The 14,158-nt window shown below is 64.0% G+C and carries 11 protein-coding genes and 1 riboswitch; of the genes, 5 read left to right on the top strand and 6 right to left on the bottom strand.

The annotated features are described in order from the left end of the window. The first annotated feature begins 19 nt into the window (after window positions 1–19). The 4 genes from IB272_RS09370 (at window position 20) to IB272_RS09355 (ending at window position 5,360) form a co-directional block, all read left to right on the top strand. Window positions 20–2,332: an NADP-dependent malic enzyme gene (locus IB272_RS09370; protein WP_113294062.1), complete on the top strand. Its 2,313-nt coding sequence runs from the start codon at window positions 20–22 to the stop codon at window positions 2,330–2,332. Between the two features lie 270 nt (window positions 2,333–2,602). Beyond that, a complete protein-coding gene (locus IB272_RS09365) occupies window positions 2,603–3,340 on the top strand; it encodes a LuxR family transcriptional regulator (RefSeq protein ID WP_034795050.1) in 738 nt (245 codons plus the stop codon). Window positions 3,341–3,480: 140 nt separating this feature from the next. Then, on the top strand, window positions 3,481–4,125 hold the full coding sequence (locus tag IB272_RS09360) for an acyl-homoserine-lactone synthase (protein WP_034795052.1): 645 nt from the start codon (window positions 3,481–3,483) through the stop codon (window positions 4,123–4,125). A gap of 164 nt (window positions 4,126–4,289) precedes the next feature. Beyond that, on the top strand, window positions 4,290–5,360 hold the full coding sequence (locus IB272_RS09355) for a DUF2865 domain-containing protein (RefSeq protein ID WP_034795054.1): 1,071 nt from the start codon (window positions 4,290–4,292) through the stop codon (window positions 5,358–5,360). A 12-nt stretch (window positions 5,361–5,372) separates the two neighbouring features. On the opposite strand, the gene bluB is transcribed toward IB272_RS09355, so the two are convergent. The 3 genes from bluB to IB272_RS09340 form a co-directional block, all read right to left on the bottom strand. Beyond that, window positions 5,373–6,068, bottom strand: a complete 696-nt coding sequence (gene bluB / locus IB272_RS09350; protein WP_192444349.1) for a 5,6-dimethylbenzimidazole synthase — start codon at window positions 6,066–6,068, stop codon at window positions 5,373–5,375. Between the two features lie 45 nt (window positions 6,069–6,113). Beyond that, window positions 6,114–6,326, bottom strand: a riboswitch (cobalamin riboswitch). A 97-nt stretch (window positions 6,327–6,423) separates the two neighbouring features. Next, window positions 6,424–7,236, bottom strand: coding sequence for an SDR family oxidoreductase (locus IB272_RS09345; protein WP_060528794.1), 813 nt, complete (start codon window positions 7,234–7,236; stop codon window positions 6,424–6,426). A gap of 88 nt (window positions 7,237–7,324) precedes the next feature. Further along, entirely contained in the window at window positions 7,325–8,518 is a 1,194-nt protein-coding gene (locus tag IB272_RS09340; protein WP_192444348.1) for a phytanoyl-CoA dioxygenase family protein, read from the bottom strand. A 103-nt stretch (window positions 8,519–8,621) separates the two neighbouring features. Here IB272_RS09340 and IB272_RS09335 point away from each other — a divergent pair, with 103 nt between their 5' ends. Further along, complete coding sequence (locus IB272_RS09335; protein ID WP_192444347.1) at window positions 8,622–9,641, top strand: LacI family DNA-binding transcriptional regulator; 1,020 nt, start codon at window positions 8,622–8,624, stop codon at window positions 9,639–9,641. 26 nt (window positions 9,642–9,667) lie between these two features. Here IB272_RS09335 and IB272_RS09330 read toward each other — a convergent pair whose 3' ends face one another. From IB272_RS09330 to IB272_RS09320, 3 genes are all read right to left on the bottom strand, one after another. Continuing rightward, on the bottom strand, window positions 9,668–11,170 hold the full coding sequence (locus IB272_RS09330; protein ID WP_192444346.1) for a diguanylate cyclase: 1,503 nt from the start codon (window positions 11,168–11,170) through the stop codon (window positions 9,668–9,670). Window positions 11,171–11,406: 236 nt separating this feature from the next. Next, on the bottom strand, window positions 11,407–13,143 hold the full coding sequence (locus IB272_RS09325) for an ankyrin repeat domain-containing protein (protein WP_192444345.1): 1,737 nt from the start codon (window positions 13,141–13,143) through the stop codon (window positions 11,407–11,409). A gap of 165 nt (window positions 13,144–13,308) precedes the next feature. Further along, on the bottom strand, window positions 13,309–14,136 hold the full coding sequence (locus IB272_RS09320; protein WP_192444344.1) for a TolB family protein: 828 nt from the start codon (window positions 14,134–14,136) through the stop codon (window positions 13,309–13,311). Window positions 14,137–14,158 lie beyond the last annotated feature (22 nt).

The raw sequence follows: 14,158 nt of genomic DNA, 5'->3' as shown, positions 1-14,158 counted from the left end.
GAATGAGGAATGTGAGAGCATGAATACGGGCGACAAGACGAAATCCCATACCGGTCCGGCCAGCGGCGACATCGACCAGCAGGCCCTTTTCTTCCACCGTTACCCACGCCCGGGAAAGCTCGAAATCCAGCCCACCAAGCCGCTTGGCAACCAGCGCGACCTGGCGCTTGCCTATTCGCCAGGGGTTGCAGCCCCCTGCATCGCCATTCGTGACAATCCGGAAACAGCCGCCGATTACACAGCGCGCGCCAACCTGGTCGCGGTCATCTCCAACGGCACGGCCGTCCTCGGTCTCGGCAATATCGGTCCGCTGGCTTCCAAGCCCGTCATGGAGGGCAAGGCCGTCCTCTTCAAGAAGTTTGCCGGCATCGACGTCTTCGACATCGAAATCGACGCGTCGAGCATCGAGCGCATGGTCGACGTAATCTCGGCGCTCGAGCCGACCTTCGGCGGCATCAACCTTGAAGACATCAAGGCGCCCGAATGTTTCGAGGTGGAGCGGCGCCTGCGTGAAAAGATGCAGATCCCGGTCTTCCACGACGACCAGCACGGAACCGCGATCATCGTCGCCGCCGCCATCCTCAACGGCCTCGAACTCGCCGGCAAGGACATCGCGACCGCCAAGATCGTCACCTCGGGCGCAGGTGCCGCCGCACTCGCCTGTCTCAACCTTCTCGTGACGCTCGGCGCCAAGCGCCAAAACATCTGGGTCCATGACCTCGAAGGCCTCGTCTACAAGGGCCGCGAGGTGCTGATGGACGAATGGAAGTCCGTCTACGAGCAGGATAGCAGCAACCGCGTGCTTGCCGACAGCATCGGCGGCGCTGACGTCTTCCTCGGCCTTTCGGCCGCCGGCGTCCTGAAGCCGGAACTGCTGGCGCAGATGGCCGAAAAGCCGCTGATCATGGCGCTCGCCAATCCGACGCCGGAAATCATGCCGGAAGCCGCCCGCCAAGCCCGTCCGGACGCGATGATCTGCACCGGCCGCTCGGACTTCCCGAACCAGGTCAACAACGTTCTCTGCTTCCCGCATATCTTCCGCGGCGCGCTCGACTGCGGCGCAAGCACGATCAACGAAGAAATGAAGATGGCGGCCGTACGCGCCATCGCCGGTCTTGCCCGCGAAGAGCCCTCCGATGTTGCCGCCCGCGCCTATTCCGGCGAGACCCCGGTCTTCGGCCCGGACTACCTGATCCCCTCGCCGTTCGATCAGCGCCTTATCCTGCGCATCGCGCCGGCGGTTGCGAAGGCAGCCGAGGAAAGCGGCGTCGCCACCCGTCCGATCCAGGACTATGACGCCTATCTCGACAAGCTGAACCGCTTCGTCTTCCGCTCGGGCTTCATCATGAAGCCGGTCTTTGCCGCCGCCAAGAACGCCCAGAAGAACCGGGTTATCTTTGCCGAAGGCGAAGACGAACGCGTGCTGCGCGCCGCCCAGGTGTTGCTCGAAGAAGGCACGGCCCGCCCGATCCTGATCGGCCGTCCGCAGATCATCGAGACGCGCCTGCGTCGCTATGGCCTGCGCATCCGTCCGGATGTCGATTTCGAGGTGGTCAACCCCGAAGGCGATCCGCGCTACCGCGACTATGTCGAGGACTATTTTGCCCTCGTCGGCCGTCTCGGCGTCATCCCGGAAGCCGCCCGCACGATCGTGCGCACCAACACGACCGTCATCGGCGCGCTCTCGGTCAAGCGCGGCGAAGCCGATGCGTTGATCTGCGGCGTCGAAGGGCGCTACAGCAAGCACCTGCGCGACGTATCGCAGATCATCGGCAAGCGCGACGGCGTGCTCGATTTCTCGGCCTTGAGCCTGCTGATCTCGCAGCGCGGCGCAACTTTCTTCACCGACACCTATGTGAGCTACTGCCCGAGCGCCGAAGAGATCGCCCAGACGACGGTCATGGCGGCACAGGAAATCCGCCGCTTCGGCATCACCCCGCGCGCCGCCCTCGTCTCGCATTCGAACTTCGGTTCGCGCGATTCGGAGAGCGCCACCAAGATGCGCACGGCGCTGCAGCTCGTGCGGGAACTCGCGCCGGATCTCGAGGTCGACGGCGAAATGCACGGCGATGCCGCGATCTCGGAAGCGTTGCGCCAGCGCGTCATGCCGGACAGCAGCCTGTCGAGCGAAGCCAACCTGCTGGTCTTCCCCAATCTCGATGCCGCCAACATCACGCTCGGTGTCGTCAAGACCATGACCGACAGCCTGCATGTCGGCCCGATCCTGCTCGGCTCGGCGCTTCCCGCCCATATCCTGTCGCCGTCGGTCACCTCACGCGGCGTCGTCAACATGGCGGCCCTGGCGGTGGTCGAAGCCAGCCATCCGGGTTGAGATGGCAACGCGGAGATCGCCACCGGTCTTCGCTGCATTCGGGCGCCATGCCGGCGCCGGCAAAACCGTATCCGGATGTCGCACCTGCTTCAGGCGCGGCATCGCTGGTTTTGCAGATCACCCGCGAATCAGCCCCTGTCACGCGGCCGATCGACAACTACAATCAAGGCGTGCGCAATTGGTCTTATACACCAATCGGGAAAGTTTGCGCTGGACAAAAGGTGAACCTCTAACCATGCTGGGGCCTCGGACGAGATTCGGTGTTGTGGCATGACTGAGCAGCAGGCTGTCCTCGACATGCTGGAAATCCTGGAATGTGGCGGCTGCGTCGAGCCCGCTCATTTCTTCACATTGATGCGTCGAACCTTCCGCATTGCCCATCTTCTCTATCTCGAAGCCGAGCCCTATGCGGACGAGCTCAAGGTTTGCCGGCTGCATCACACCTTCGGCGCCTACGCTGCCGAGATTTACCATGCCCGCAGCCTTCACCGGATCGATCCGATCCTGAAGCTGGCGCTTGGCGGCGTGCGGCCGGTGGAATGGACGATGGCGCGGCATCGCTTCCCGGAATGCGAACCGTTGTTCCAGGCAGCCCAGGAAATCGGCATATCCACTGAGGGCGTCGCCTTGCCATTGCCCTCGCCCGCCGGGCGCATGGCGTTGCTCGCAATCAACGTCAACATGACAGCCGGCGAATGGACGACCTATCGCCGCCATCACCTGCGCGATTTCCAGCTGGCCGCCAATCTCTTCCATGCCGCCATGCTGGAGCACGGCGCCATGGCCGGCAGCATTTCGACCCGAGAGATGCGGTTGACCGGCCGCGAGACCGAGGTCCTGACCTGGGCCGCCGCCGGCAAGAGCTATTGGGAAATCGCCACGATCCTCGGTATTTCCGAGCGCACCGTGCGCTTCTTCATGACCAATGCGCGACGCAAGCTGAATGTCGTTTCCAACACTCAGGCTGTGGCACAGGCCGTACGACACGCTCTGATACCCTCCGTTTGACACCCGACAATACGCCTCCACCGAAACCCCTCGAAATCTAGTGGCAAATATCGCGCATTTGAACTGTCGCTAGCGACAGTTACGCAACCGCCGCGAGCCTGACAGCATCGCCCCATCCCCAAACTCGGATGGAGAAAACGATGATCAGGATCCTGAACGGAAAGACCCGCGCACAACACCCGGCGGCCGTCGACGACATGTTCCGGTTGCGCAAGCGCGTCTTCCACGACTTCCTGAAATGGGACGTGCAGACCGAAGGCGACTGGGAAATCGACAACTACGACCAGGCAAACCCGCTCTACGTCCTGTCCTATGCGCCCGATACCGGCCGGCTGCGCGGCGCGCTTCGCCTCCTGCCGACACTCGGCCCAAACATGCTGGACGATACCTTCCCGATCCTGCTTGGCGATAATCCGGAAATCCGCAGCGCTTCGGTCTGGGAATCCAGCCGCTTCTGCATCGAGCCCGAGATCTCGCAGGACCGCGCGTCGAACCAGGTGACGGTCGCGGCCGCCGAACTGATGTGCGGCGTCGGCGAGCTGGGCCTTGCTTCCGGCATCAGCCACATCGTCACGGTGACGGATGTGTTCCTGGAGCGCATGTTCCGGCGCATGGGATGCCCGGGCGAGCGTATCGCCGAACCGCATCGCATCGGCTCCGTTTTCGCGGTTGCCGTCGCCTGGGAAGTAACGCCGGATCTGCTCACGCGGATGAAGGCGGTCGCTGCCATCGAAGGTACCGTGCTCGAACGTCCGATGTCGCTGGAAACCGCCCGCGCCGCCTAAGCGCGTCAGTCGATCTGCGCTGTTAACGCAAACCGTCGCTTGTCGTTGCACGATCACCGACAAGCTCTATGATGGAGGCGAAACAGGAATGCCGCTGGCAGCCACCCGCAGAAGGTCGGCGCCGACCTGGCAACAGGAAGAGACTTTCGCCCGTGTTCACGCGCATGAAACACGTCGCTGCGGCCCTTGTGCCTCTGGTTCTGATCGGTGCCGGTCCGTCACTGGCATCGACGGCCTGCGACCGACTGAACGCGCGGCTCGCGCAACTGCCTGACTACGTCGCCAGCAATGCCGATGCGCGCGACTACGCAAGCGCGATCTCGCGGCAGAATATCGAGCTGCGGCGGGCAAAGAACGACCGCCGCCGCGCGGGTTGCGGTGGCGGCAACGCCATTGGCTTCGACGGCGGCGACCCCGACACCTGCTACGGCCTCAACAGCCTGATCGCCGAGATGGAAGACAATCTGCGCATGCTGAAGTCCGAGCGCGAGCAGATCGTCGCCGGCGGCAGCGACGACAGCCGGCGCCGCATCCTCGCCGCGCTGGAGATCAACGGTTGCTATGGTGACCGCGAGGAGTTCGCAAGCGTGGAACCGGACGTGCCGGAAAGCCACCGCAACATCGTTGCCGACCTGCCGCCGGAAGACGCCTACGGCCCGATGCTCGGCCGAGGCGAAGACGGCTACGCACCGCAGGAGCGCTACTATAGCGGCACGCTCAGAACCATGTGCGTGCGTACCTGCGACGGCGCCTTTTTCCCGGTTTCTTCAGATGCGACGCCGGCCGATTTCCCGCGCGACGAGCAGGCCTGTCGGGCGCGCTGTCCGGGGGCTGAGACCGAGCTCTATTTTCACGACCTCAACACGGAAGAGAGCGACAAGATGGTCTCGGCCGTGACCGGCCGTCCCTATACCGAAATGCCCAACGCCTTTGCCTATCGCACCCGCGCCGTCGGAAAACCCGGCCAGTGCGGCTGCCAGATACCCCAGACCGCCTCGACCACACCGAAGGCAAACGGAACGAAGATCGGTGACGACCAGTCGTCGATCATCGTCATCGAGACCAAGAAGCCGGAAGCGGCGAGCAATACCGCCAAGGCGCCGGCCGAAGAGCGGCCTTATGATCCGTCGAAGAACAAGGTTCGCGTCGTCGGCCCGACCTACCTGCCGCAGGAAGAAACCGCCATCGACCTCAAGCATCCGAAGGGACCGGCCTATCAGCCGGTCCAGAATTGATCGGACGAGGCCTTACGCCTTCTCCTTGCTGCGTCCCCATCCGTCTTCGAAAACCAGCTCGTCGAGCGGCAGGCGCTGGCGCCAGCCCTTCACGGCGAGTTCCGGCTGCTGATAGAGGCGATCGACATAGCCGAGGCAGAGCCAGGCAACGATCTCGATATGATCTGGGATGCCGAGAATCGCCTTGATCTCGGCCTCGTGGAAAATGCTCACCCAGCCGACGCCCACCCCTTCGACCCGCGCCGCAAGCCAGAGGTTTTGCACGGCGCAGACCGTGGAATAGACGTCCATCTGCGGATTGTGGGTGCGCCCGAGTACGACGGCACCGCCGCGCGTGCGGTCGCAGGTGACACAAATGCTGAGCGGCGCCTTGCGGATGCCTTCGAGCTTCAGCGCACGGTACTTGGCCTGTTGTTCCGCCTCGAACATCAGCGCGGCCTCGTCATTGGCGCGGCGAAACGCCTGCCAGACGCGCTCACGCGTTTCTTCCGCCCGCACCAGCACGAAGTTCCACGGCTGCATGAAGCCCACGGACGGGGCGCTGTGCGCAGCGGCCAGCAGGCGCCCGATCAGATCATCCGGCAATGGCGCGGGCAGGAATTCATCGCGCACGTCGCGACGTGTCTCGATGGCACGGTAGACGGCCTCCCGCTCTGGCAGCGAAAAGGCGCCGGCAGCCGCAAGGCCGCCCTTCGGTTCAGTCAGCATCGTTCGATCCCCAACAATGCGAAAACCTCCCGCCGTCCACGCGGGGTTCGGTCTATCTCGCCAGGCCGGTCTTCTGACTTCGGTTCAACCGATCACCTCGCCTTCCCAGATCGCTTGAAGATCCAGTGGCAAAACCTTGAATCAATTCAAGGCTCTCTTAGACGCGATCGTCCCCGTCACAGCGTTGGGCACGTTCCGGAATGACACCGGATTCCCGATTCTCCCGCTTTCGCGGGCACCTGACGACGGCACTAAGTGCACAGCCGTTTGAGAAAGACAAGCGGCGCCAACCCGGCCGAGACATGGCACGCCACTTTCCGCCGGCTACTGTCGAGCTTAGTCGTTTGCCTCCACCTCAAAGCGGAGCGACCGGATGTGGCGAACCGTCATAGGCGCCCCAGACCGACTGATCGAAGCAAATCACCGATCCGGTCATCAGCCCGGACTCGGCCGACGACAGATAGGCGCAGGCCCGCGCCACTTCGGCCGGATCGACGAGCCGACCGAAGGGCTGGCCGGCCGCCGCCTTTTCGAGCCAATCGGCAGCCGCGCCATGAAACTCGCGCTGGATGCGGTCTTCGCCTTCGGACGCCATCCAGCCGATATTCAGCCCGTTGACGCGAATGCGGTTGCGAAGAAGCGCATAGGCCGTGTTTTTGGTCAGCGTTTCGAGGGCGCCTTTCGACGAACAATAGGCGGCAATGAACGGCTGGCCGGCCATCGCCGACATCGAGCCGATGTTGACGATCGTGCCCTCGGTCTTCTCCCGCCGCATGATCTTCACCGCCTCCTGCATCAGGAAGAACGGCGCGCGCACATTGATCGCGAACATGCGGTCGAAGAGTTCGGGCGTGGTGTCGAGGATCGTGCCACGGTCGGTAATAGCTGCGGCGTTGACCAGCGCATCGACCCGGCCGAATTCCGCGTCGCAAGCGGCGACCACCTTGCGGGCGTCCTCTACTTTTTCCAGATCGGCCTCGACATAGACGACTTTCGCGCCACTTGCCTTGCCGATCTGCTCGGCCTTCGCCCGCCCCTTGGCGGCGTTGCGGCCGCAGATGACGATGCCTTCAGCGCCGCGTTCGGCGAAAAGGCCAGCAATCGTCGCGCCCAGTCCCTGCGTACCACCGGTGACGATGGCGATCTTGCCTTGCAATTGTCCACTCATCGAATTCCTCCCTCGGAAATGATCGTTTGAAACGGCTGCGGCTCCCGGCTGAAACACACCGGGAGCCTGTCAAATTGTAACTCGCTCGTCAGCTCAGCTTGCGCTTCGCCTGCGCCTCCAGCACCGAGAGAAACTCTTGTTCGCCCGTCCCCGCAGTGAGAGCCTCGCGCATCAACTGCGCCTGCGTCTTCGGCGCCAACCCGCCGAGTGGCGGATCCCGGTCGAGATTGGTAGGGAACGAATAGCCTTCGGCACAGGAGGAGATCGCGTTGGCCGCTTCCGCCTGCGTCAGCGTCCCGTCCGCCAGCAAGGCCCGCAAGGCCGGATAGAGCGTCGCGCTCATGGTCAGTCGGTCAACGGTTTCCATTGCGCGACCGAAGGCCGAAGACACCTGCAGCAGGTTGGCCACGCGGCGGATATCCCGGGAGCGGTTGGTGCCGGCGGCATGGAAGAGCGCCGGGTTGAAGAACACAACGTCGCCCTTTTCGAGCGGAAGCTGCACATGGTGTGCGTCGAAATAGGCGCGGAATTCCGGCCGGTTGAGCGCCAGATAGCCCGGCACATAGGTTTGGCTATAGGGCAAGAACAGCGTCGGTCCGCTTTCGAGCGGCATGTCGCAATGGGCAACCGCCCCCTGCAGCGTCAGCACCGGTGAAAGCCTGTGCACATGCGCCGGATACTGCTCGATCACGGCCGCGGTCTGGAAGCCGAGGTGATAATCGCGGTGCGCCGATTGCGCCGCACCGCCAGGATTGACGCGATTGACCTGCGCCGTCATCTGGTAGTTCGGCCCGAGCCAAGCCTCGCTGACGAGCGCTATGACGGCATTGCCGTAATAGGAGGCGAAATTCTCCGGCGCGTTCAGGCAGTGCTTTTCCAGCGAGTTCCAGATGCGGTCATTGGCGCCGGGTTTGGCGAAGTGATCGCCGCCGCCGCTGTTGCTACGATGTTGCTCGTCGATGATGGCGTCAAAGACCCCGCTTGCGACGTCGATTGCTGTCGTATCGGCAAAGGCGCGCTTGAAAACCGCCACGCCAGGCCCGGTCACCAGTACCTCGCAGATCTCCGCCAAAACAGAACGCCGCGCCTCGGCATCGCCGCACGCCGCAATCAGCGCGGCGCTGTCATAAATCAGGATATTCTTTTCGCAGCCGGCAGCATGGGGGTAGTCGGACAGACTGGTTTGGCGTTCGACTTCCGTCCGGAACGATTCGAGATCGCAAGCCTCTTCGGTGAGCCAGACGCGGTCGATCCGCTGGCGCGCTTTGTTGTCGGTCTTCATCGCGTTTCCTCCTCTGGAACATCCTGATGAACACCACTATAGGCGGCGGCAAAACATGATATAGAGCAAGAATCCATCAAAAATCCATCAGGAGAGCAAGGCGATGGCCCATCCGTTTCTGGTCAAGGACATCGCCTTTCAGGCCGGGCTCAGCACCGCGACCGTCGATCGCGTGCTCAACGAGCGGCCGGGCGTGCGCCGCCAGACGGAGGCCCGGGTTCGCGCAGCCATCGAGGAATTGGAGAAGCAGCAGGCCGGCCTCGACATCCAGGGGCGCAAGTTTGCGATCGATATCGTCATGGAGTCGCCACAACGCTTCACCGATGCGGTGCGTCGCGCCTTCGAGAGCGAGGCGATGACCTTCGCGCCCACCGTCTTTCGCTGCCGGTTCCACTTCGCCGAGACGATGCGCCCACAGGAGATCGTGCAACTGCTCGACCGAATCCGGCTGCGCGGGACCGACGGCCTGGTGTTGAAGGCGCCGGACGTGCCCGAGATCGTCGCCGCAGTCGCCCGTTTCGAGATGGGCGGCACGCCCGTCGTGACGCTGGTAACCGACCTGCCCCATTCCCAGCGGACGGCCTATGCCGGCGCCGACAACCGGGCGGCGGGCGAAACGGCCGCCTACCTCCTCGGGGAGCGCTTTTCCGGCGCGCCGGCAACTGTGCTGGTGACCCTTTCGAGCGGCCGCTTTCGTGGTGAGGAGGAACGCGAGATCGGCTTTCGCCGGGTGTTGCGCGAGCGCTATCCGGCAATCCGGATCGTCGAGATCAGCGAAGGCCACGGCCGCGACAGCGAAACCGGCCGCCTGGCTCACGCGGCGCTCTCGGCCAATCCCGATATCAACGCGGCCTATTCGATCGGTGGCGGCAACCGCTCCGTCCTTGCAGCCTTCGAGCGCCTCGAGCGTCACTGCGCGCTCTACATCGCCCATGATCTCGACGAGGACAATCTGGCGCTGTTGCGGGAACGGCGCATTCACTTCGTGCTGCATCACGACCTCAGGACCGATGCGCGCACCGCCTTTCGCACGATGATGCTGCCGCCCGGCGCCCAGGCGCCGGCAATCGGCCCGCAGCTCTCCGCCGTGGTGGTGATCACGCCCTACAATGTTCCGGAGTAACGCTGCTGCCGATCCGCGGGTAGCGTTCAGGCCGCCGACTGGCCGTCGTTCTTCTCGGCCGGTAACACCATGTCGTCCGCCGTTTCGAAGCGGTTGCGGCCGCGCCGCTTGGCCAGATAGAGCGCTTCGTCCGCAGCCAGCAGCAACTGGCGTGCCGTCAGGCCATGCCGCGGCGCAAAGGCGATGCCGGCGCTGCCGCCGACAACGAGCATTTGGCCCTCGAAAGCGACCGGCGTCTGCGCGTCGGCGATCAGGCCGGCCGTCAGGCTGCAGGCGTCGGCCTCGCTGCAATCGCCGAGAATGACCGCGAATTCGTCACCCCCAAGCCGCGCGACCGTGCCCTTCGGGCCAGCCCGGTTGCGAAAGCGTTCGGCCATGGCCACCAGCACGGCATCGCCGGCGGCGTGGCCGTGGCGGTCGTTGACCTCCTTGAATTCATCGAGGTCGGCATAGACGAGCGTGAACGGATGCGTCGATGCCCGCAACAGGGCCGCCGCCAGCATGTCGTCGAAGCCGCTGCGGTTCATCAGCCCCGTCAGGCGATCGTGCTTGGCAAGGTGCCGGTTCAGCGCCTCGCTCTGCTGCAGGGCGGCAAAGAGCGTCGAGAACCGCAGCGCCACGAAGGCCATCAGCAGTGCTGCGACGATCGCCATGATAATGACGCTCGGCAACAGCTCCGCGCGGACGAACCCACCGGGCGATTTCGGCACCCAGGCGGCCACGAGACAGGACGAATCGGAGCAGCGCCCGACAGACGCATAGGCAGTGCCTGCAGGCCGCTCGTTGAGCGGAACAAAGGCCAGCCCGCGAATACCCAGCCGTGCCGCGATCTCGCGCGTCATTTTCGGCGTGACCGGCCGAACGGCGACCATCAGCACCGGATCGCGCCGTTCCGCCGGAACCACCAATGTCTCGGGGACGACCGCCTGCACCACGGCAACGCTCATGCGCCCACCGATCTCGCGCAGGTCCACCGCGTGGATGCCGGGCACGGCCGGCATCACGGACTGCGCATCCGGCGTCGTGACATCGAGATTGTAGGTGCCGTCGTTGTTCCTGAGCGCATTGTCGTAGCGGCGCTTGGCTTCGTCTACGAGATCGTCGACCTCGTCGAGCGGCACGCGGGCCACCTCTGCCGGAACCGATGCGCCGTCCTTGAGCGCCGTCGAAACGGTGCGGGCCGGATCCGTGAAGATGATCCAGGAGAAGCCGTAGTCTTCCCAAAGCCAGCCCGAAAGCTCGTCGGCGACGAAACTCTCGCTGACATGCCCCGTCGCCAGCTCCTCGTAGGTCTTGTCCCAGAAGGACACCTGCGCCTGGAACTGAACGACCGCATCCATCTGGTGGCGCAGCTCGTTTGCGACAAGCCGACGCTCGGCCGAAAGGCCGAAGCGATCGGCCTCCGTGACGGACCGGTCGAGGACATAGATGAGGCTTGCAATGACCAGGACCGCGACCAAGGTACAGGCGGCATGGATCGCCCAGACCGTCTTGTCCCGTTTTGCCTGCCGCAACGCCTTTTCCACCACGCCAGTCCCCCTCGTCCGTACCGGCCCTGCCGGGCATACTAGCACTTGTGGAGGTGCGATGCGCAACGATGGCAGCCGATACTGCCGGCACCCTAGCGACCAAAATCGAAGTTTGGCTTAAATAAGCTGGTGATAAAATACTTAACGATTTCAACCGACTGAATCGCCCGACAATCAGCGGTCGCAGCGGGGATCAGGAGAACGCGGGCGACTGCCCGCGCCTCCCTGTGCGCATCCTATTGCGAGGCGGCCGCCGAAGCGCGCAGCAAGGCGACGATCTCCGCATTGCCTTGCTCCAGGGCAAGATCGCGTATCGACGGGCCGGCGGCGCCATCGCGCACGCGTGCATTCGCGCCCCTTTCGAGAAGCAGCCGCACCGTTCCTGCCTGCCCGTTGATCACGGCAACGGCAAGCGGTGTCATCCAGTCGTGCTGTGGCTCCGGCCTGCCGCGCCCGCGGAACGTGCCGAACGGCGTTTCGATCAGATCCGGCTGCCGGTCGAGGATGTCGGCGAGGCGCGCGGCCACGCCAAAGGACGCAGCTGCGAAGATGTCGAGCGGCTGATCCTTCAGGAAAGTGACCATCGCGTCCTTGCCGTTGTATTTGGCCCAGCCGATCGGCGGTGCATGATGGTAGGGGTCGCGCGCCAATGGATCGGCGCCGTGATCGAGCAGGCGCCTCGCCATCGCGACATGCCCATGCAACGCCGCCTCGTGCAACGGCGTGCGCGAGGTCATGCGGTTGACGTCGAAGCCGAGCGAGAGCATCAGCGCCACGGCGTCATGCCGGTCCTCACCCGCCGCCTCGTGCAGAATGGCGGGGTGTGCAGCCTGGGTTCGAGCGACAAGTGTCGGATCCCTATCGACAAGTTCCCTCGCCTCGTCGGCCTTCACTTCCCCAACGGCACGGGCCAGCCGGTCGACATCCTCCAGCGGCGCTTCGGTCGCGCCGCGCGACACGAGGTATTGTGCCAGTGCCGGATCGCCGCCGAGCTCCGCCCATTGATAGGGCGTGCGCCCCTTGATCGGGCGATTGACGTCGGCGCCGTGCGCAACAAGCAGCCGGACGCGATCGGACATGCGTTTTTCCAGTGCCCAGGCAAGGTGATAGTCGAAGACGCGTTCGCCATTTTCGACCAGGCCGCCATCGTTGCGCACCAGCCAGTTGTTGCGGTCGTCGGCATTAAGGCCATGGTCGAGAAGCAGCTGGAGGCAGGAATTGTCCGGTTCGAACATCCGGTTGTAGAGCGCCTGGCTGTCATTGGCTCGGGCACCGGCATTAAGCAGCAGCCGCGCAAAGACAAGGCAATCCGGGTGCGGTGGCTGCCGCTCCGGTCCCGCCTCGCCCTCGCCGAAGACGCCGGTCAAAGCCGTGAAACGATACTGGCCGTCGTCGAGCCAGTAAACGTTCGGATCGGCCCCGCGCGCAATCAGGCGGGCGCCCGCCGGCAGCGACGAGCGGCCGGGAACGCGGGCATATGCGGCGTAGAGCAACGGCTCCCAGTCGAACGGACCGCCGCGCTTCTCTGCGAGTTTCGGGTCGCGATCGAGAAAGCGGTCGATCGCCGCGGCGTCGCCGAGCGCAGCGGCCACGTGAATGTTGTCCCCGGCAATCTCAGGATGGTCCTTGAGAAGGTCGAGTGCCTGAGCGAACCGCTCGGGATCGGCAGCGACGTCGCCGAAATAGGAGACTGTCGCCAGAGCGAGAAAGCGGTTTGCGACCTGTTCGGTCGACGGCGTGCCGGCCTCGGCTTTCTCCAGATGCCGCTTCAGCCGCGTCCAGCTGGCAAAGCCGAATTCGCGGGCAAGCACCAGCTGGGCATCCTGAAGGCCCATTGCGGTCGGTTCGGAGAAATAGGGAAGCGCCCGCTGCCTTGCACTGGCATCGCCAGCCTTGACGGCCTTCAAAAAGGCCTTGGCCTGCTTGCGGATCGCATCGAGGGTAATCTTCGCGGAAAGATCGCGCGTGATCATGAAAGACCTCCTTTCATTCACGTCCGGTATCCGCGCCCACAGACTGAAAAGAGGTGTGGCAACCAAGTTCAGTGAAACAGGTGGGCCTTGCCCTTCCCGCGGATCGGATGCGCCCTGCGAACGACCTCATCGCTAGCATGGCCTCGATATACTTGTCCAGCGCGGTCAGCTTTCCGGTTCGTAGCGGACGAAGGCGAAACGATCACCCGCGGGCGCCCAGTTGGGAACGTTGATCGTTCCCTGCCCGCCGAAGAGCTCGAACAGGATGCGGGCATTGCCGCCGTCCAGGTCCATCAGCCGCAACCGGACATCGAGATCCCTCGGATGATCGAAGACGTCGCCGTCATAGGAAAGCACGAGCAGGTGCTTACCGTCAGGCGACGGATGCGGAAACCAGTCGCCATAGGGGCTGTCGGTGATGCGCGTGACTTCGCTGCCGTCCGGGCGGATCCGCCAGATCTGCATCTGGCCGGTACGGCTCGAGTTGAAATAGATCCATTCGCCGTCTGCCGACCAATCGGGCCCGTCGTTGCGGCCCTCCCCATGGGTGAGCCTTCGCTCCTCGCCGCCGTCGACGGAGATCGTATAGATGTCGAAGACCTGGTCGCGGATGCCGCAATAGGTCACCGTGTTCCCGTCGGGCGACCAGCCGTGCCAATAGGAAGGCAGGTTGCGGGTGACGAGCCGCGGCGTGCCGCCTTCGACCGGCAGCAGGTAGATCGCCGATTTCCCGAACTCGGTCTTGTCGCTGATCGCGATCGTCGTGCCATCCGGGGAGAGGCCGTGGTCGTTGTTGCAGAGCGTCGCAAAACCGGTATCGATCTCCACCGGTTCGGAACCATCAAGGCCAAGCCGATAGAGCCTGCCGTCACCGTTGATGATCAGATGTGAGCCGTCCCGCGACCAGTTCGGTGCCTCGACCAGCCGGTCCGTCTGCCAGACAACCCGCGTTTCACCTGTTGCGATGTCATGGATCTCGACGGAACTCCGCATGCTCTTCTCTCCCGGACGAGGC

Origin of the sequence: Ensifer sp. ENS08 (genome assembly GCF_014852195.1) — a bacterium.
Lineage (GTDB): Bacteria > Pseudomonadota > Alphaproteobacteria > Rhizobiales > Rhizobiaceae > Ensifer > Ensifer adhaerens.
This window is presented reverse-complemented; position numbering and strand designations above follow the sequence as displayed.

Excerpts from the sequence above, each read along its gene's own strand:
- IB272_RS09370 (WP_113294062.1), top strand. The coding sequence starts at position 20 with ATGAATACGGGCGACAAGACGAAATCCCATACCGGTCCGGCCAGCGGC.
- IB272_RS09365 (WP_034795050.1), top strand. The coding sequence starts at position 2,603 with ATGACTGAGCAGCAGGCTGTCCTCGACATGCTGGAAATCCTGGAATGT.
- IB272_RS09360 (WP_034795052.1), top strand. The coding sequence starts at position 3,481 with ATGATCAGGATCCTGAACGGAAAGACCCGCGCACAACACCCGGCGGCC.
- IB272_RS09355 (WP_034795054.1), top strand. The coding sequence starts at position 4,290 with ATGAAACACGTCGCTGCGGCCCTTGTGCCTCTGGTTCTGATCGGTGCC.
- bluB (WP_192444349.1), bottom strand. The coding sequence starts at position 6,068 with ATGCTGACTGAACCGAAGGGCGGCCTTGCGGCTGCCGGCGCCTTTTCG.
- IB272_RS09345 (WP_060528794.1), bottom strand. The coding sequence starts at position 7,236 with ATGAGTGGACAATTGCAAGGCAAGATCGCCATCGTCACCGGTGGTACG.
- IB272_RS09340 (WP_192444348.1), bottom strand. The coding sequence starts at position 8,518 with ATGAAGACCGACAACAAAGCGCGCCAGCGGATCGACCGCGTCTGGCTC.
- IB272_RS09335 (WP_192444347.1), top strand. The coding sequence starts at position 8,622 with ATGGCCCATCCGTTTCTGGTCAAGGACATCGCCTTTCAGGCCGGGCTC.
- IB272_RS09325 (WP_192444345.1), bottom strand. The coding sequence starts at position 13,143 with ATGATCACGCGCGATCTTTCCGCGAAGATTACCCTCGATGCGATCCGC.
- IB272_RS09320 (WP_192444344.1), bottom strand. The coding sequence starts at position 14,136 with ATGCGGAGTTCCGTCGAGATCCATGACATCGCAACAGGTGAAACGCGG.